The 15,983-nt window shown below is 68.9% G+C and carries 18 protein-coding genes; 8 read left to right on the plus strand and 10 right to left on the minus strand.

Translation table 11 applies throughout. The features are described 5' to 3' along the window. The first annotated feature begins 89 nt into the window (after positions 1 to 89). The gene (locus AB0K60_RS28770) at positions 90 to 461 is read left to right on the plus strand and encodes an arsenate reductase family protein (protein ID WP_364061805.1); all 372 of its coding nucleotides are present in this window, start codon (positions 90 to 92) and stop codon (positions 459 to 461) included. Between the two features lie 23 nt (positions 462 to 484). On the opposite strand, the gene AB0K60_RS28775 is transcribed toward AB0K60_RS28770, so the two are convergent. Beyond that, on the minus strand, positions 485 to 634 hold the full coding sequence (locus AB0K60_RS28775; RefSeq protein ID WP_364061808.1) for a hypothetical protein: 150 nt from the start codon (positions 632 to 634) through the stop codon (positions 485 to 487). Between the two features lie 290 nt (positions 635 to 924). Between AB0K60_RS28775 and AB0K60_RS28780 the strand changes: the two genes are divergently transcribed. Next, entirely contained in the window at positions 925 to 2,982 is a 2,058-nt protein-coding gene (locus tag AB0K60_RS28780) for an ATP-binding protein (protein ID WP_364061811.1), read from the plus strand. Between the two features lie 125 nt (positions 2,983 to 3,107). Here AB0K60_RS28780 and AB0K60_RS28785 read toward each other — a convergent pair whose 3' ends face one another. Beyond that, a complete protein-coding gene (locus AB0K60_RS28785) occupies positions 3,108 to 3,524 on the minus strand; it encodes an OsmC family peroxiredoxin (protein ID WP_364061814.1) in 417 nt (138 codons plus the stop codon). Positions 3,525 to 3,768: 244 nt separating this feature from the next. On the opposite strand from AB0K60_RS28785, the gene AB0K60_RS28790 reads away from it, so the two are divergent. The 4 genes from AB0K60_RS28790 to AB0K60_RS28805 all read left to right on the plus strand — a co-directional run bounded on the left by AB0K60_RS28790 (position 3,769) and on the right by AB0K60_RS28805 (position 6,485). Next, positions 3,769 to 4,584, plus strand: a complete 816-nt coding sequence (locus AB0K60_RS28790) for an SAM-dependent methyltransferase (protein WP_364061817.1) — start codon at positions 3,769 to 3,771, stop codon at positions 4,582 to 4,584. A 146-nt stretch (positions 4,585 to 4,730) separates the two neighbouring features. After that, entirely contained in the window at positions 4,731 to 5,000 is a 270-nt protein-coding gene (locus AB0K60_RS28795) for a hypothetical protein (protein WP_364061820.1), read from the plus strand. Next, the gene (locus tag AB0K60_RS28800) at positions 4,993 to 5,643 is read left to right on the plus strand and encodes a DUF6879 family protein (RefSeq protein WP_364061823.1); all 651 of its coding nucleotides are present in this window, start codon (positions 4,993 to 4,995) and stop codon (positions 5,641 to 5,643) included. The genes AB0K60_RS28795 and AB0K60_RS28800 overlap by 8 nt, the downstream gene beginning before the upstream one ends. Before the next feature lie 8 nt (positions 5,644 to 5,651). Beyond that, the gene (locus AB0K60_RS28805; protein ID WP_364061826.1) at positions 5,652 to 6,485 is read left to right on the plus strand and encodes a DUF6082 family protein; all 834 of its coding nucleotides are present in this window, start codon (positions 5,652 to 5,654) and stop codon (positions 6,483 to 6,485) included. Between the two features lie 136 nt (positions 6,486 to 6,621). On the opposite strand, the gene AB0K60_RS28810 is transcribed toward AB0K60_RS28805, so the two are convergent. The 6 genes from AB0K60_RS28810 to AB0K60_RS28835 all read right to left on the minus strand — a co-directional run bounded on the left by AB0K60_RS28810 (position 6,622) and on the right by AB0K60_RS28835 (position 11,836). Further along, positions 6,622 to 7,461, minus strand: coding sequence for a TIGR03560 family F420-dependent LLM class oxidoreductase (locus AB0K60_RS28810; protein ID WP_364061829.1), 840 nt, complete (start codon positions 7,459 to 7,461; stop codon positions 6,622 to 6,624). Positions 7,462 to 7,606: 145 nt separating this feature from the next. After that, positions 7,607 to 8,557, minus strand: a complete 951-nt coding sequence (locus AB0K60_RS28815; RefSeq protein ID WP_364061832.1) for a Gfo/Idh/MocA family oxidoreductase — start codon at positions 8,555 to 8,557, stop codon at positions 7,607 to 7,609. A gap of 139 nt (positions 8,558 to 8,696) precedes the next feature. Beyond that, positions 8,697 to 9,539, minus strand: coding sequence for a class III extradiol dioxygenase subunit beta (locus AB0K60_RS28820; protein WP_364061835.1), 843 nt, complete (start codon positions 9,537 to 9,539; stop codon positions 8,697 to 8,699). A 1-nt stretch (position 9,540) separates the two neighbouring features. Continuing rightward, a complete protein-coding gene (gene ligA, locus AB0K60_RS28825; protein WP_364061838.1) occupies positions 9,541 to 9,930 on the minus strand; it encodes a protocatechuate 4,5-dioxygenase subunit alpha in 390 nt (129 codons plus the stop codon). Continuing rightward, complete coding sequence (locus tag AB0K60_RS28830) at positions 9,927 to 10,820, minus strand: amidohydrolase family protein (protein ID WP_364061841.1); 894 nt, start codon at positions 10,818 to 10,820, stop codon at positions 9,927 to 9,929. Before AB0K60_RS28830 ends, ligA begins: the two co-directional genes overlap by 4 nt. Then, entirely contained in the window at positions 10,820 to 11,836 is a 1,017-nt protein-coding gene (locus tag AB0K60_RS28835; RefSeq protein WP_364061844.1) for an amidohydrolase family protein, read from the minus strand. The genes AB0K60_RS28830 and AB0K60_RS28835 overlap by 1 nt, the downstream gene beginning before the upstream one ends. A 286-nt stretch (positions 11,837 to 12,122) precedes the next feature. Here AB0K60_RS28835 and AB0K60_RS28840 point away from each other — a divergent pair, with 286 nt between their 5' ends. Both AB0K60_RS28840 and AB0K60_RS28845 read left to right on the plus strand, forming a co-directional pair. Continuing rightward, complete coding sequence (locus AB0K60_RS28840; protein ID WP_364061847.1) at positions 12,123 to 13,394, plus strand: MFS transporter; 1,272 nt, start codon at positions 12,123 to 12,125, stop codon at positions 13,392 to 13,394. A 69-nt stretch (positions 13,395 to 13,463) separates the two neighbouring features. Continuing rightward, positions 13,464 to 14,462: an LLM class flavin-dependent oxidoreductase gene (locus tag AB0K60_RS28845; protein ID WP_364061850.1), complete on the plus strand. Its 999-nt coding sequence runs from the start codon at positions 13,464 to 13,466 to the stop codon at positions 14,460 to 14,462. Between the two features lie 51 nt (positions 14,463 to 14,513). Here the strand turns inward: AB0K60_RS28845 and AB0K60_RS28850 are convergent, their stop codons facing one another. Together AB0K60_RS28850 and AB0K60_RS28855 are read right to left on the minus strand one after the other, a co-directional pair. Next, positions 14,514 to 15,344, minus strand: a complete 831-nt coding sequence (locus AB0K60_RS28850; protein ID WP_364061853.1) for an SDR family oxidoreductase — start codon at positions 15,342 to 15,344, stop codon at positions 14,514 to 14,516. 54 nt (positions 15,345 to 15,398) lie between these two features. Continuing rightward, the gene (locus AB0K60_RS28855; RefSeq protein ID WP_364061856.1) at positions 15,399 to 15,842 is read right to left on the minus strand and encodes a hypothetical protein; all 444 of its coding nucleotides are present in this window, start codon (positions 15,840 to 15,842) and stop codon (positions 15,399 to 15,401) included. Positions 15,843 to 15,983: the final 141 nt, after the last annotated feature.

The raw sequence follows: 15,983 nt of genomic DNA on the forward strand, positions 1-15,983 counted from the left end.
GGCCCGGCCCACCGCCCATGCCACGATCGAGGGGGCGGCCCGCCGTACGCTTCCGAGGCGGGTAAGTCCCCAGCAGAGAGGGCATCACGGTGGAGATCTGGATAAATCCCGAATGTTCCAAGTGCCGCTCGGCGCTGTCGATCCTGGACGCCGAGGCGGCGGACTATACCATCCGCCGCTATCTAGACGACCCGCCGACCGAGGACGAAATCCGCCAGGTCCTCGCCCGCCTCGGCCTCGAACCGTGGGACATCACCCGGACCGGCGAGAACGTGGCCGCAGAACTCGGCCTGAACGCCTGGCCCCGCGACGCGGACCACCGCGACCGCTGGATCGCCGCGCTGGCCGAGCACCCCATCCTCATCCAACGCCCCCTCATCACCGCCGACGACGGAACCGCTGTGATCGGACGCACCGAGCAGGCCGTCAGATCCGTGCTCCCGCCCGGCCGCCAACGCTGACCTGCGGATGTTCAGGCGGATGTTCAGGCGCGCGTCCCGCCGGAGCGGATGTCCATGGGCGCGTACGGCTTGACCGGCAGCGAGCCATGCCTTCCGCCGACGAGCTGCGCCGCCTGGCCGTGGACGCCGCCTGCGCCGCCCTGGGCCTCCCCGCCGCGCCCGCCGAGAGACATCGACGCGAAAAACAGTTGATAACGATTTTCCTTTCCGTCGGAGCACGCCTCCGGCGGACCACCCCCGACCCACCCGCCGCCATACCACGCCCATCCGCCGTCACCGGCCCGCTGACGTGCTCATCCGTCCCGCGTACGGCCTCCGCGACCGATCGGCGACCCCCGTCACCCGCCTTTCCGAATGCGATTCCAGGCGGCTGAGACGTCATGTTTTCGGCCATGTCCCTGATTCCGGCGTGGCTATAGTGCGATGAGATGTTTGTTCCTTACGGGGGAGTGCGGGATCGAACATGCTCCTGGAACGACGCCTCAACGCGGCCCGTGATCGTCTCTTCAAAGGAAGATCGTCGGAATTGGCGCTCTTCCGCTCGGCGTTGGTGGGCGATCCGACCGGATCCGGGCCGACGGCTCCGTTCGCCGTGCTCTATGTGTACGGTCCCGGCGGAATCGGCAAGTCGGCGCTGCTGCGGCGTTTCGCCGAGGAGGCGCGTGCGTCCGGCCGCCGTGTCGTGCAGATCGACGCCCGCGTCCTCGACGCCTCGCCGGCCGCGTTCGAGTCGGCGGTGGGCGACCTCACCCCGGACCCGGCCACGGGGGGCCGCGGCGCGGTGGTGCTGGTCGACACCTTCGAGCGCCTCCGGCGTCTTGAGACCTGGCTGCGTGAGCGCTACCTGCCCCGGCTGCCCACCGGCGTGCTCGTGGTGCTCGCGAGCCGCCACACCCCCGAAGCCGGCTGGTGCGCCGACCCGGGCTGGGCGGAGGCGCTGCGGGTGATGCCGCTGCGCAACCTGTCGCCCGACGACGCCACCGCGCTGCTCGACGCCCGTGGCGTGCCCGCACGGCTGCACCGGCAACTGCTGGCGTTCACCGGCGGGCATCCGCTGGCGCTCAACCTCGCCGCGGAACTCGCCGCCCAGGACGACGGCGACATGCTGTCCTGGACGCCCACCCAGAACGTGGTCGAAAGGCTGCTGCCCCGCCTCGTCGGCGACGTACCCTCCCCCTCGCACCGGTACGCCCTGGAGGTGTGCGCGCACGTCCGCACCACCACCGAGGAACTGCTGCGGGCCGTGGGCGTGGACGACCCGGCCGCCATGTTCGAGTGGCTGCGCGGCCTGCCGTTCGTGGAGTCCGGACGGCACGGCCTGTACCCGCACGACGTCGTCCGGGAGGCGCTCGACGCCGACCTGCGCTGGCGCGACCCGCAAGGCTACGAGCTCATGCACCGCCGCATCCGCGCGCACCTGGTCGCACGGGCCAAGGCCGCACGCGGGCAGGCCGTGCTGCCGGCCATGGGCGCCCTCAACTACCTGCGCCGCTACGGCCGGATCCCGTTCCCCTTCCAGGACTCCGGCCGCGAGGACGAGATGTTCGAGGACCATCCGCGGCCCGGCGACATCCCGGCCATGCTGGCGCTGGCGGCCAGGACCAAGTGGGCGCCCCTGCGGCCCGCCCTCGAATTCTGGCTGGAGCGGCGCATCGACGCGTTCACCGTCCTGCGCCGCGTGGGCGCGGACGAGCCGGTGGCGTTCCTGCTCTGGCTGACCCTGGACACCCCCGACGAAACCGAGAACGCCGTGGATCCCGTGGTCGCGGCGGCGTGGGCGCACTGCCGCGCCACCGGCGGACTCCGGCCCGGCGAGCGCCTGAACGTCGGCCACTTCCTGGTCTACGGGTCGGAGTACCGGCCGCCGTCCCCCGTACAGGACCTGTTCCAGCAGCGGCTGATGGCCAACGCCGTCGCGGCCGAACGCGTGGCCCTCACGTACGTGGTGACGGCGGTGCCCGAGTTCTGGCAACCGCTGATGCGGTACTTCGACCACGAGCTCGCCGTCACCGCCCCCGTCGACGGCATCGGCTACGGGCTGTTCGCCCACGACTGGCGGACCATCCCCCTGGCCGAGTGGCTCGACCGAATGGAGTCGTGGGAGCTGTTCGGCGGCCACGGACGGGCCGCCACCCCCGCGCCCGAACTCGCCGTCCTGTCCCGGCCGGAGTTCGACACCGCCGTACGGCAGGCGCTGCGGCACTGGCGCGACCGGACCGCGCTCGCCGACAACCCCCTGACCCGCAGCCGCGTGGTGCGGCACGGCGGCGACGGCGACGCCGTCAAACTGCTGCGGGACCTGCTGGTGGAAGCGGTGGACACGCTCAGCGACGACCCGCGCACCGCCAAGTTGCACCGCGCGCTGACGACCACCTACTTCCACCGGGTGCCGACCCAGGAGGCCGCCGCCGAACGGCTGAGCCTTCCGTACAGCACCTACCGCAGGCACCTGCACCAGGGCGTGACGAGGGTCTGCGACCTGCTCTGGCACCGGGAAATGCACGGCCTCCCGGCATCCTGAGCGGGCATAGGGACCAAGGGTGGGCGAGCACCCGATAAACCGCCCACACTTCTCCACACCCCCCGAACGCCGTCGTCGACGCCGACCGAAACGCTTCACACCGGCTCGGCTTACACCAGCTCGGCTTACACCAGCTCGGCCTTGACCGTGATCGGCACCGCGCTGAGCGCCTTGAACATCGGGCACGCCGCCTTCGCCGTCTCGATGTACGCGGCGAACTCCTCAATGGGCAGGCCGGGCACGACGGCACGCGTCGTCAGCACGATCTTCTTGATCTCCGGCTCTTCGTCCAAGGTCACCGTGGCGACGGTCTCCACCGACTCGGCCGGGCGGCCGACCGCCGCCAGAACGTTGGCCAGGAACATCGAGAAGGATCCCGCCTGCGCGGCCGCGAGCAACTCTTCGGGGTTGGTGCCCGGCGCCTGCTGAAAACGTGAGCCGAAGCCGTAGAACCCCTCGAAGGATCCCGACTCCACGGCGACCGAGCCGATGCCGTCCTGAATGTCGCCCTTCCACAGGGCGATGGATGTGCGTGATGGCATATCCCGACAATGGCGACTCCCACCGCCCGAACACCAGCCCATCCCTCGCCCACTTTCCGCTCATTTCCTCCGCCGTACGGCCCACCCGCGCCCGGCCGTCAGGCCGATGCGACCAGCGGACCACCGCGCAGGTCGACCGGTCACCGGTCCCCCTCCCGAGTGTCGTTCGCAACAGGAGCTGATCTTCGCGGCGCTAACGAGCTAGGCTCGTCGCATATACCCCTATTCTGTGGAGTTGCCGCAAATGACCGAAGATTTCCCCCCAAACAGCGATTCGCCGTCGCTCGACACCCACATCGCGCACTCCGCCCGCGTGTGGAACTACATCCTCGGCGGCAAGGACAACTACCCCGCGGACCGGGAAGCGGGCGACCTGATCCTGAAGATGTTCCCTGATTTCGCACGTATCGCCCGCTTGCAGCGATACTTCCTGCATCGGGCGGTCCGCTTCCTGACGGCCGAGGCCGGAATCCGGCAATTCCTGGATATCGGAACCGGCCTGCCCACCCACGACAACACGCACGAGGTCGCCCAGCGAATCGCGCCGTCATCTCGGATCGTGTACGTCGACAACGATCCCATCGTCCTGATCCACGCTCGCGCCCTGCTGACCAGCGCCCCGGAGGGCGTGACCGACTACATCGACGCCGACGTACGCGACCCGGAAAGAATCCTCGAACACGCGGCCCACACCCTCGACTTCACCAAGCCCGTCGCCCTCATGATGCTGGGGATCCTGGGCCAGCTCTCCGACGACGACGACCCCGCCGGCATCATCAACCGCCTACTCGCCGACCTACCCTCCGGCAGCTACCTGGCACTGAGCGACGGCATCAACACCAACCAGGCCCTGAACGCAGCAATCGCGGCATACAACACCAGATCCGCAAACACCTACCACGTACGCACCCCACAACAAATAGCCAGTTTCTTCAATGGCCTGGAGTTGGTGGAACCCGGCGTCGTCGTCACCTCCCGCTGGCGCCCCGACCTCGCCGACCTCACCCCCGCCCCCGAACCCGAAGAGGCCTCAATGTGCGGCGTCGCCCGCAAGCCCTAACCACAAAAATGGCCTGACCAACGAAGCTCTAAGACCTCGGCCGGTGAGCTGAATGTCCCCTCTCCATACCCAGCAAGGTCGTTGACGGTCTGCAAAGCAAGTGACACGCTTGACGCACCCGGTATCTCGGCGGGGGGACAGGCTGAATGCGCGATACCTGGAAAGCGGAGACAACCGCCAATTTCCGGCGCCGGTTAGGCCGCTCGATGCGGGAGCTGGGCGGCACCGCCAACACCGACGGATGTCCCGACCTGTGGGAGATGGACAACGGAGACATCGCCGTGGTGGGCCGTGATGTCACCGCCGCCTACGCCGACAGGCTTCCGGACGACGTCACGATCCGCGGCGACGAGCGGCTCGTCATGATTCCTCGCTACCTTCTCACAGCGGCCAAACCGGACATCCCCGATGCTTGACCGTCTCACCGAACTGCCCGCCCAGACGCTGGGCCTCGAAGAATACCGAGCTGATTTCCGCAATCATTTCTGGAAGATCGACGTCTCCTGGAAACTCGAACGCCAGATCGCGTTCAAGGAGCCCGACTCGCCCAGCTGGACGGCCATGGCGGAAGGCGACTGGAACAAGGCTCTCCTACTGGCCGAGGAATTGCGCACCCCCAGAACGGCCCACCAACGGGACCTGGACCGCAGCGGCATCGTGCAACGACGGATTCGATTCGTTTCCCGACCGCTGACTCCGTACCTGCAATGGGAACTCAACGTCCTCAGGATCTGGGCGGAACTGGGAGAGCAAATCCGGATTCTCCCCGAGGACACAATCGGGCATCTCGAGGCGAAGCGGCAGCTTCCCGAGGTCCTGGTGCTCGGCGACCGGTCACCTACCCAGGTGATGTACGTCATCCGGTACGTCGACGGCGTCCTGGCGGGAGCACAAAAATTCACCGAACCCAACCTCATCGACACTTGCCGCAAGGAGATCGCCTCCCTATGGCGTCAGGGAGAGGAGATCCTGCCCTACTTCGATCGTGAGGTAGCCCACCTACCCCCTCCCACTTCGCCCCCTCCCACTCCGCCCCCTCCCACTCCGCGGGGGGTATGAAGGGCGGCATGACCGCCCAGCACCTTCCGCGACGCCCCGATTCGCGGCCCCGCGCGCGTCTCTCCCTCCGCCCGCTCATTCTTCTGCTGACAGTGCTTCTGGTGCTGTTATCGGTTGCCTTGGTGGTGCTCTCGCCGTTCGCGCTTGATGCGTCGGGCGATGACCGGGAGTGGGCCCGGAGAAGCGAAATCGGGCAGACGTACGGAGCGGCGGCGGCACTGCTGTCCGTGCTCGCTCTGGCGGCGATCGGTGTCTCCCTGGTACTGCAGGCCCGAGAGGCGAAGATCGCACGAGAACAGGCCTCGCGGGCCACCCACACCGAGTTGCTGTTCATGGCGATGGAGGACCCCATGTATCGCGAATGCTGGGGCCCGTTCACCACGGCGCAGGACGAACGCGAATTCAAACAGCAGCTCTACACGAACCTCATCGTTTCCTACTGGCAGAGCCGGTACGAACTCGGGACCTTCACCGAGGAACATCTGCGGCACGGCGCCGGCACACTGTTCATGGGACAACCCGGCAGGAGCTTCTGGGAGCAGGCCAGAGAGCCGCGGATGAGAACCTCGCGAACCCGCAAGGCGAGACGGTTCCACACGATCCTCGATGAGGAGTACCGCAAAGCCGTGGCCGCCGTGCCGACGCTGCCGAGTGCACTGCGGGCGCGGGCGGGCCGCAGCCCTCGCGTCTCGGTCCTGTTGCGCGGGATCGCCGACCTGGTCGAGAGACGGTCTTCGGCGCGCAGTGGAGCCCGGCGGGGACGGACGCGCTCCGGGGACGCCGTGGCTCCCACCGCCCAGACTCGTACCGCCGCGGATCGCGGCATCGGCCGGAAGGGCTGACGCCACGGCCGAAGCCGGACCCCGCCGGGCCGTCCCTTCTCCGTCACCGGGAAAGGTCGACGGCGCTCCGGTTCGGAGCGCCGTCGAGGGCGAACCTCCGCTTTGGGGAGCCTCGTTGGGGAGGCTCGGTGGTGGCTTAGCGGAAGTCCTCCAGGGCTGTGGCCAGGGGCTCCAGGATGGTGGGCGGTGCGCCGTGAGGCAGGTTCATGATGGCGATGTCCGCGCCTGCTTCGCGGTAGGCGGCGACCTTTTCCAGGGCCGGGCCGAGGTCGCCGTCGGTGGGGAGCATCACGTTGACCGAGCACTCGATTTCGGAGGGGGCGCGGCCGATGGTGGCGCAGTGGTCGAGGAGGATCTTCTTGAGGGAGGACCACTCTTCGACGGTCTGCGTGATGGCGTTCCACTGCTGGGCCCATTTGGCGACGGCGAGGAGGGTGCGCTTGGGGCCCTTGCCGCCGATGGTGATGGGCGGGTGGGGCCGCTGGATCGGCTTGGGCTCGGAGCGGGCGTGGGTGATCTTGTAGTACTGGCCGTCGAAGTCGGTGTACTCCTGGGAGAGGAGGCCGATGATGATTTGGACGCCCTCGTCGAAGCGGTCGAAGCGCTCCTTGAGTGGGGGCAGGGTGATGCCGTAGGCGTCGCATTCCATCTGGTTCCAGGCTGCGCCGACGCCGAGGTCGAGGCGGCCGTTGCTGATGATGTCGACGGTGGCGGCCATGTTGGCGAGGACGGCCGGGTGGCGGTAGATCATGCCGGTGACCTGGCAGCCGATGCGGATGCGGCGGGTGGCCTGGGCGAGGGCGGCCAGGGAGGTCCAGCCTTCCAGGTTGGGGCCGTTGAGGTCGCCGGTGAGCGGGTAGAAGTGGTCCCAGTTCCAGGCGCTCTCGAAGATGGGGATGTCGTCGGCGGCGACCCACAGGTCAAGCATCTGCTGCCAGGTCTGGTGCTCCGGACGCGTCTTGATGCCGAATCGCATGCGGGACCTCTCTTCGCTTGGCCGAGTCCGCCGAGCCGGGCCGGGACGGGCGCCGGCTCGGCGGCTTAGCGTTCTTCCGGTCGATCGGGTTGGCACATTACCGGACAAAGCACGTCGTCCGGGTAGCCCGGCCCGGGCGTCGCGGCTACTGCTGGGTGGCGAGTTGCTGCTCCAGGTCGCCGAGGACCTTGTAGCAGGCGAGCACCGAGGACACCGAGGCGTTGGGCTCGCGGCCCTCCTGGATGGCGGAGATGAACTCGCGGTCCTGAAGTTCGATGCCGTTGGTGGAGACGGCGACCTTGGAGACGTCGATGGGCTCCTCGCGGCCGTTGACGAGGTCGTCGTAGCGGGCGATGTAGGTGCCGTTGTCGCAGATGTAGCGGAAGAACGTGCCGAGGGGGCCGTCGTTGTTGAAGCTGAGCGACAGGGTGCAGATCTTGCCGTGCTCGGTGCGGAGCTGGATGGACATGTCCATGGCGATGCCGAGCTCGGGGTGGATGGGGCCCTGGATGGCGTTGGCGACCGTCACCTTCTCGCCGGTCTGGTACTGGAACAGGTCCACGGTGTGCGCGGCGTGGTGCCACAGGAGGTGGTCGGTCCAGCTTCGGGGCTGGCCGAGGGCGTTCATGTTGGTGCGGCGGAAGAAGTAGGTCTGTACGTCCATCTGCTGGATGGACAGTTCGCCGGCCAGGATGCGCTGCCGTACCCACTGGTGGGAGGGGTTGAAGCGGCGGGTGTGGCCGACCATGCAGACCAGGCCGGTCTCCTTCTGGACGCGCTCGACCTGCTGGGCGTCGGCCCAGGAGTCGGCGAGGGGGATCTCCACCTGGACGTGCTTGCCGGCCCGCATCGCGGCGATGGCCTGGGCGGCGTGCAACTGGGTGGGGGTGCAGAGGATGACGGCGTCGACGTCGTCGCGGGAGAGTGCCTCGTCGAGGTCGGTGGTGGCGTGCGGAGCGCCGTACTTGGTGGCCACTTCCTTGGCCTGCTCGATGCGGCGGCTGATCACCGAGGTGACGGTGACGCCGTCGATGGCGCTGAGTGCGTCGAGGTGCTTGATGCCGAACGCGCCGGCTCCGGCGAGTGCGATACGCATGGTGGCTCGTCCTTCTTACTGCTTCGACGGCGCGGACAGGACGGCGTCCGCGGTTCGCGGTCAGGATAGGGGCTGATCACGGCCCGGTACGGCGCCGCCCCCGATGGGCGTGGCCCCGTCCGGGCCGCAAGTCCTCGGCTCAGGCCGCGGGCTCCCAGACGAGGTGGCCGACCGCGGTGTTGCTGGCGGGCACGTGGTAGAAGCGGTGCAGTTCCCGGGCCTTGTCGCCCAGCGCGCCCCGCATGATCAGCCACATGATGAGCTCGATGCCCTCGGCGCCGGCCTCGCGCAGGTACTCGATGTGCGGCACCTTGGCCAGGTCGGCCGGGTCGTTGAGCAGGCGCTCGACGAACGCGTGGTCCCATTCCTTGTTGATCAGGCCGGCGCGGGCGCCCTGGATCTGGTGGCTCATGCCGCCGGTGCCCCACACCTGGACGTTGAGGTCCTCGGGGTAGCTTTCGACCGCGCGGCGGATGGCCTTGCCGAGGTTGAAGCAGCGGTTGCCGGTCGGCTGCGGGTACGTGACGACGTTGACGGCGAGCGGGATGACCTTGGTGGGCCAGGCGGCGCGGTTGCCGTACACGAGCGACAGCGGCACGGTGAGGCCGTGGTCGACGTCGAGCTCGTTCATCATCGTGATGTCGAACTCGTCGAGGATGAGCGACTGGGCGATGTGCACGGCGAGGTCCGGGTGGCCCTCGACGACCGGGATGGGCCGCGGGCCGTACCCCTCGTCGCACGGCTGGAACCTGTCGGCGATGCCGAGCGCGAACGTGGGGATCATCTGCAGGGACATCGCCGAGCCGTGGTCGTTGTAGCAGAGCACGACGACGTCCGGCGGGTTCTCGTCGGCCCACTTCTTGGTCCACTCGTACCCGGCGAAGACCGGCTTCCAGTAGTCCTCCTCGGTCTTGCCGAGGTCGATGGCCGCGCCGATCGCGGGCACGTGGCTGGTGGTGACGCCGGCGGTGATGCGTGCCATGTCAGTTCCCCTTGCTCTTGGAGCGCCAGCCTTCGATGCTGCGGCCGCCGGCCAGCATCATCGCCTGATACTCCTCCACAGACATTCCGGTCATGGTGCTGACGGCCTGGACGTAGCTGAGGCCGTCGCTGGCGAAGAGCTTCGCCAGGAAGTAGATGTTGCCGCCAAGATCGAGCAGTTTGCCGTAGTCGCGGTCGAGGACCGCCTGCTTCTGCTCCTCGGTCATCTTCCATTCGTCCAGGTACGCCCGCTCGTCGGCGTGGAACCTGTCGCGGTTCTCCGCCTTCATCAGGCTCATGCAGAAGTTGTTGAGGTGGTACCCCCGGCGGGCGCGGTCCGCGGTGAAGATCGTCGTCCCAGGGATGTCATCGATGTCGGAGTAATCGATCATTTGGGTCCCCAATACAGGCGGGTCGGATTGTCGACGAGAAGCGCCTGCCGCAGCTCCTCGGTCGGCGCGATGTGCGGGATGACGTCGACCAGGTGACCGTCATCGGGCATGTGGCTCTTCATGTTGGGGTGCGGCCAGTCGGTGCCCCACAGCACGCGATCGGGGTAACGCTCCACGACCGTACGGGCGAACGGGCGCACGTCGGTGTAGTGCGGCGGACCCTGTTTCGTCAGGCGTTCGGGGCAGCTCACCTTGCTCCATACGTTCGGGTTCTCGTCCATGAAGCGCAGGAACAGGCCGAACTCGGGGCCGTCCACGGGCTTGGTGACGTCGGGGCGGCCCATGTGATCGACGACGACGGGGACCGGCAGCGAGGTGAACAGGTTCCAGCGTTCGGCGAGGTCGGGGGCCTCGAAGTAGATGACCACGTGCCAGCCGAGCGGGGCGATGCGATCCACCAGCTCCCGGTAGTACGCGTCCGGTTTGGGATCGACGAGGCGTTTGACGAAGTTGAACCGTATGCCGCGTACGCCCGCGTCGTTCATGTCGGCGAGCTCGGCGTCGGAGACGGTGGGGCGGATCGTGGCGATGCCGCGGGCCCGGCCGTCGGCGGAGCGCAACGCGTCCACCATGGCGGAGTTGTCGGCGCCGTGGCAGGTGGCCTGGACGATCACGCTGCGTTCGAAGCCGAGGAAGTCGCGCAGCGCGAACAGTTTGTCCTTGCCCGCGTCGACCGGGGTGTATTTGCGTTCCGGCGCGTACGGGAAGACGTCGCCGGGGCCGAACACGTGGCAGTGCGCGTCCACCGCGCCGGGCGGCGGGCTGTAGGACGGTTTGGACGGGTTCGGGTGGTAGGCGAGCCAGTCCGGGTCCGGGGTGAAGGTCGCCATCACAGTCCCCGGGCCTTCAGCGCGGCGTCGAGGCGCGGGTAGACGCGGCGGGCGTTGCCGCTGTACACCTGCTCACGCTGCTTGTCGGAGAGGTCGAGCGCGTCCACGTACCGCTTGGTGTCGTCGAAGTAGTGCCCGGTGCGGGGGTCGATGCCGCGGACGGCGCCGACCATCTCCGAGCCGAACAGGATGTTGTCGAGGTCGATCACCTCGAACAGCAGGTTGATGCCCGGCTGGTGGTAGACGCAGGTGTCGAAGTAGACGTTGCGCATGACGTGGGTGTCGAGCGAGGGCTTCTTCAGCATGTCCGCCAGGCCCCGGTAGCGTCCCCAGTGGTACGGCACGGCCCCGCCGCCGTGCGGGATGATCAGCCGCAGCTCGGGGAGGTCGGCGAACAGGTCGCCCTGGATGAGCTGCATGAACGCGGTGGTGTCGGCGTTCATGTAGTGCGCCCCGGTGGCGTGGAACACGGGCGTGCAGCTCGCCGAGACGTGCACCATCGCGGGCACGTCCAGCTCGACCATGGCCTCGTACAGGGGGTACCAGTAGCGGTCGGTGATCGGCGGCGAGTTCCACTTGCCGCCGCTCGGGTCCGGGTTGAGGTTGAGGCCGACGAAGCCCATGTCCACGCAGCGGCGCAGCTCGGCGATGGCGGCGTCGAGCGGCTCGCCGGCGGTCTGCGGGAGCTGGCACACGCCGATGAAGTTGTCGGGGAAGAGGCTCACCACGCGGGCGATCAGGTCGTTGCAGGCGCGCGCCCAGGCGATGCCGACGCCGAGGTCACCCCGGTGGTGTCCCATCGCGGAGGCGCGCGGCGAGAAGATGGTGAGGTCCGCGCCGCGTTCCCGGAGCAGGCGGAGCTGGTTCTTCTCGATCGTCTCCCGGATCTCGTCGTCGGAGATCGACGGGTACGCCGGGGCCGGTTCGCCCGCGAGGAACGCTTCGAGCTGGCGCTCGCGCCAGTCGGTGTGGGCGGCCGGTGCGGTGGTGTAGTGACCGTGACAGTCGATGATCATGTGGCTGGTCCTCGGCCCTTTCGTGGTCCACCGGGGGCATCAGGTACCTGGATGCGCGAATACCCCCATTGGTTCGTACTGTGCCAGGTCCCTTTCCCTTTTCGTCACGGATCTTCTAGTGAGCGGAAGATTCCGAGCCGTTTTGGTTAACAATCTCGTTCACAACATCGCCGTACCGGACGTCGTAGCAGGTCAGACGGGGATGCCCGACATCCGACCCCCCGCCCGTGACGGGGTGGCATGAACCGCTCTGCCACGTTCGTTCCTCGCCTGAGACGCTACCCACGTGAGCGAATCAGCAGGTGGCCCCGAAGTGTCCCCCGTCCGCGGCGACGACACGGCTCCGGTGGCGTCCCGGCGGCGGTTGTTCGCCGCGCTCGTGGCGCTGTCGACCGGCGCGTTCTGTTTCGTGACCGCCGAGCTGCTCCCGATCGGGCTGCTCACCCTCATCTCCCGCGATCTGCGCTACTCGGAGTCCGAGACCGGCCTGCTGGTCACCGGGTACGCGGTGGTGGTCATCATCGCCTCGGTGCCGCTGACGCGGCTGACCCAGCGGCTGCCGCGCCGGGGGCTGCTCGGCGGCACGCTCGTGGTGTTCGTCGTCTCCACCCTGTTGTCGGCGACCGCGACGGGCTATGCCGTGCTGCTCGCGGCGCGGCTGCTCACCGCCCTCGGCCAGGCGCTGTTCTGGTCCATCGCCGGGCCCACGGTCGCCGCCCTGTTCCCGCCCGAGGTACGGGGGCGGGTGGTGTCGCAGTTGGCGATCGGGGCCTCCCTCGCCCCGGTGCTCGGCGTGCCCGTCGGCGTCTGGCTCGGCCAGTCGGTCGGATGGCGTGCCCCGTTCGCGGTGCTCGCCGGGCTCGGCCTGCTCACCGGCCTCGCCATGGTCGCGTCGCTGCCGGGCCGTACCGCCCAGCCGGCCGGGTCCATGCGCGGCAGCGCGCCCGACGCCCGCCGCTACGCCATCCTCATGATCGTCACCGCGCTCGCCGTGACCGGCACCCTGACCGCCTACACCTACGTCACGCCGTACCTGCTGCGGGTCGCTGACTTCGCCCCGGCCTCACTCGGGCCGCTGCTGCTGGTCAACGGCATCGCGGGAGTGGTGGCCGCGTCCTCGATCAGCGCCTTCGTCGACCGCCGCCCCCGGCTGTCGCTGGCCGTGCCGCTCGCGGTGACCGCCGTCGCCTGGCTCACCCTGTACGCCTTCGGCACCGTCCAGGCCGCCGTCGTGGCAGCCCTGGTCCTGGTCGGCCTCGGCTTCAACGCCCTGCCCCCGGCCATCGCCAGCCGGATCCTGCGCGTCGCTCCCGGCAGCGTGGATGTCGCCTCGGCGGGCGGCAGTTCCGCCTTCAACGTCGGCATCGCGGCGGGCTCCCTCTTCGGCGGGCTGCTCCTGTCCGGCCCGGGCGTGCGGATTCTCCCCCTGGTCGCCGCCGTCCTGACGGCGCTCGCCCTCGCCCTGCTGCTCGCCGAGCCGCGCCTCGCCCGCCGCAGCCACCAGGGCCCCGCCAGAGCCGCCGCGCCGATGACGGCGACCGACCCGACGCACGGGTGAGACGCGAGATGAGATGGGACGAGATGAGATGGGAGACGAGATGCGAGGGTCACGAAGGGACGGATCGCCTTGAGGATCGGTGTTTTCCTGGTCGCTGCGCAGTTTCCCGGCCAGTCCTCGGGTCAGGTGCTGCGCGACACCGTGGAGACGATCGTCGCGGCCGAGCGGGCCGGGTTCGACGACGCGTGGATCGCCGAACACCACTTCATGTCGTACGGCGTGTGCCCCTCGGCGACCACGCTCGCCGGGGTGGCGCTGGGCCGTACCGAGCGGATCCACATCGGCACGGCGGTGAGCGTGCTGAGCACGCGGCACCCGGTCGCGCTCGCCGAGGAGGCCGCGATCCTGCACCACACCTCCGGCGGACGCTTCATCCTCGGCGTGGGCCGGGGCGGCCCCTGGATGGACCTGGAGGTCTTCGACACCGGCCTGCCCCGTTTCGAGCGCGGCTTCGCCGAGTCGCTGGACCTGCTTCGCGCCGCGCTGACCCGGACGATCGTCAAGGCCGACGGCGAGTTCTTCCGTTTCCGCGAGGTGCCGATGACGCCGGAGCCGCCCGGCCTGCGTCCGGTGGTCGCCTGCACCTCGCCGCCGACCGCGTCCCTGGCGGCCGAACGCGGCCTCCCCATGCTGCTCGGCCTGCACATCGGCGACGAGGAGAAGGCCGCGATGATCGACCACTACACGAGCGCGCTTCCGCCGGGCACCAGACCACCCGGTACCCACATCGCCGCGGCCGTGGCCCACGTCGCGGACACCACCGAGCGGGCCGTCGCCGAACTCAAGAGCGCGATGCCCGGCTGGCTCCGCCCCGGTCTGGCCGGCTATGTCCCCATCGACGGCCGCGTCCGCCCGGCGACCGACGTCGACGCGTACGTTGACCTGCTCTGCCGCATCCACCCGGTCGGCTCCCCCGCCCACTGTGCGGAGCGCCTGCTCCGCACGGTCGAGCGAACGGGCGTGCACCACCTGATCCTTCTGGTCGAGGGCACGGGCGATCACGCCAGAGTGCTGGAGAACGTGGCCAGGCTGGGCGCCGAGGTCCTCCCCCTGGTACGGCAGGCCTGACCGTAGCCGACCAACCGGGATGAAGGGGTACGGGTCCTGCCTGCGTCGGCGTCAGCGCGTCGAAGCGTTGAGCGCCGCCGCGACGGCCTCGTTAAAGGTCGAGGAGCCCACGAGCCCCTGCCCGCCGTCCACGACGATGTGGGCGCCGGTGACGAAGCCGCCGAGCGGTGAGGCGAGCACCGAGGCCATCACGCCGATCTCCTCGGCGTCGCCGTACCGGCCGAGGGGGATCATCTTGAGCCAGGTGTCCTTGTCGGCGGCCTGCTCCAGGCGGCGCATCCCCTCGGTGTCGGCGATCGGCCCGGGGGCGATGGAGTTGCAGCGGATGCCGTAGCGGCTCCACTCAAGGGCGAGGTTGCGCATCAGGTGATCGACACCGGCCTTCGCGGCGCCGACATGCGCCTGGTACGCGAACGGCACGGACGCCTGCGCGGCCGAGATGAACAACAGGGTGCCCCGGGTCTCGCGCAGTTGCTCGAACGCGGCGGCGGCGGTGTGCCAGCTTCCGAGCAGGTCGATCTCGACGACGGTACGGAAGCCGTTCGGGCTGATCTTCTCGGCGGGCGCGACGAAGTTGCCGGCGGCCCCGGCGACCACGACCGACGCCGGCCCCAGCTCCTCGGCGCTCCTGGCGAACGCGTCGGCCACGGCGGCGGGGTCGCGAACGTCGGCGGCCACCGCACACACCTTCGCGCCGAGCCCCCGCAGCTTCTCCGCGGCCCCGTCGAGACGCTCCTGCGACCGGCCGCAGATCGTGACCGCGGCGCCGAGTCGCGCGAAGGCGGCGGCGATTCCCAAGGTGACGCCGCTGCCGCCGCCGGTGAGAAATGCGGTCTTTCCAGACAACAGCGTGGGCGAAAGCAGATCTGTCAGGCTAGCCACGGGTCACCCTCCGTCGGGTTCGATCAACGTACAGATGGTTGCCACTGCGCGGGGTCACGGCAGGACCACTCCAGCGAACATTTCGCGCAGCTCGCGCTTGGAGTACTTGCCGACGTTGGTCTTGGGAATCTCCTCGACGAAGACGATGCGGTCCGGGATCTTCCACTTGGGCAGCGACGCGCCAAGGAACCCGCGCAGCTCATCGGCGTCCGCGGTGGCCCCGGGCCTGAGCACGACACACGCCAGCGGCCGCTCCGACCATTTGACCGACGCCACGCCGATCACCGCGGCCTCCGCGACCTGCGGATGCGTGAGGAGCGCGTTCTCGATCTCCGCCGAGCCGATCCACTCGCCACCGGACTTGATCATGTCCTTGGCGCGATCGACGAGCCAGACCCGCCCATCCGGGTCGATCTTTGCCACGTCGCCCGTACGAAGCCAGCCGTCGGGGGTGAACCCTTCGCGGCCCCGGGGGTCGTTGTAGTACCCGGCCGTCACCCAGGGGCCCCGGCACTGCAGCTCGCCGGTGCTTTGCCCGTCCCAGGGACCCTGCTGGTTAACTCGTCTCAGGCTGCGAGAGCGACTTCTGCCAGTTCGAGGCGGGCGAGGTGACTGGTCCGTGTCCGGTCGAGAGGGTGT

It is taken from the genome of Thermopolyspora sp. NPDC052614 (assembly GCF_040678635.1).
Classification (GTDB): Bacteria; Actinomycetota; Actinomycetes; order Streptosporangiales; family Streptosporangiaceae; genus Thermopolyspora.

Coding starts and splice junctions, on each gene's coding strand:
- ligA (WP_364061838.1), bottom strand. CDS start 9,930: ATGATCGATTACTCCGACATCGATGACATCCCTGGGACGACGATCTTC.
- AB0K60_RS28800 (WP_364061823.1), top strand. CDS start 4,993: ATGCTTGACCGTCTCACCGAACTGCCCGCCCAGACGCTGGGCCTCGAA.
- AB0K60_RS28775 (WP_364061808.1), bottom strand. CDS start 634: ATGTCTCTCGGCGGGCGCGGCGGGGAGGCCCAGGGCGGCGCAGGCGGC.
- AB0K60_RS28835 (WP_364061844.1), bottom strand. CDS start 11,836: ATGATCATCGACTGTCACGGTCACTACACCACCGCACCGGCCGCCCAC.
- AB0K60_RS28820 (WP_364061835.1), bottom strand. CDS start 9,539: ATGGCACGCATCACCGCCGGCGTCACCACCAGCCACGTGCCCGCGATC.
- AB0K60_RS28805 (WP_364061826.1), top strand. CDS start 5,652: ATGACCGCCCAGCACCTTCCGCGACGCCCCGATTCGCGGCCCCGCGCG.
- AB0K60_RS28785 (WP_364061814.1), bottom strand. CDS start 3,524: ATGCCATCACGCACATCCATCGCCCTGTGGAAGGGCGACATTCAGGAC.
- AB0K60_RS28795 (WP_364061820.1), top strand. CDS start 4,731: ATGCGCGATACCTGGAAAGCGGAGACAACCGCCAATTTCCGGCGCCGG.
- AB0K60_RS28780 (WP_364061811.1), top strand. CDS start 925: ATGCTCCTGGAACGACGCCTCAACGCGGCCCGTGATCGTCTCTTCAAA.
- AB0K60_RS28810 (WP_364061829.1), bottom strand. CDS start 7,461: ATGCGATTCGGCATCAAGACGCGTCCGGAGCACCAGACCTGGCAGCAG.
- AB0K60_RS28815 (WP_364061832.1), bottom strand. CDS start 8,557: ATGCGTATCGCACTCGCCGGAGCCGGCGCGTTCGGCATCAAGCACCTC.
- AB0K60_RS28830 (WP_364061841.1), bottom strand. CDS start 10,820: ATGGCGACCTTCACCCCGGACCCGGACTGGCTCGCCTACCACCCGAAC.
- AB0K60_RS28790 (WP_364061817.1), top strand. CDS start 3,769: ATGACCGAAGATTTCCCCCCAAACAGCGATTCGCCGTCGCTCGACACC.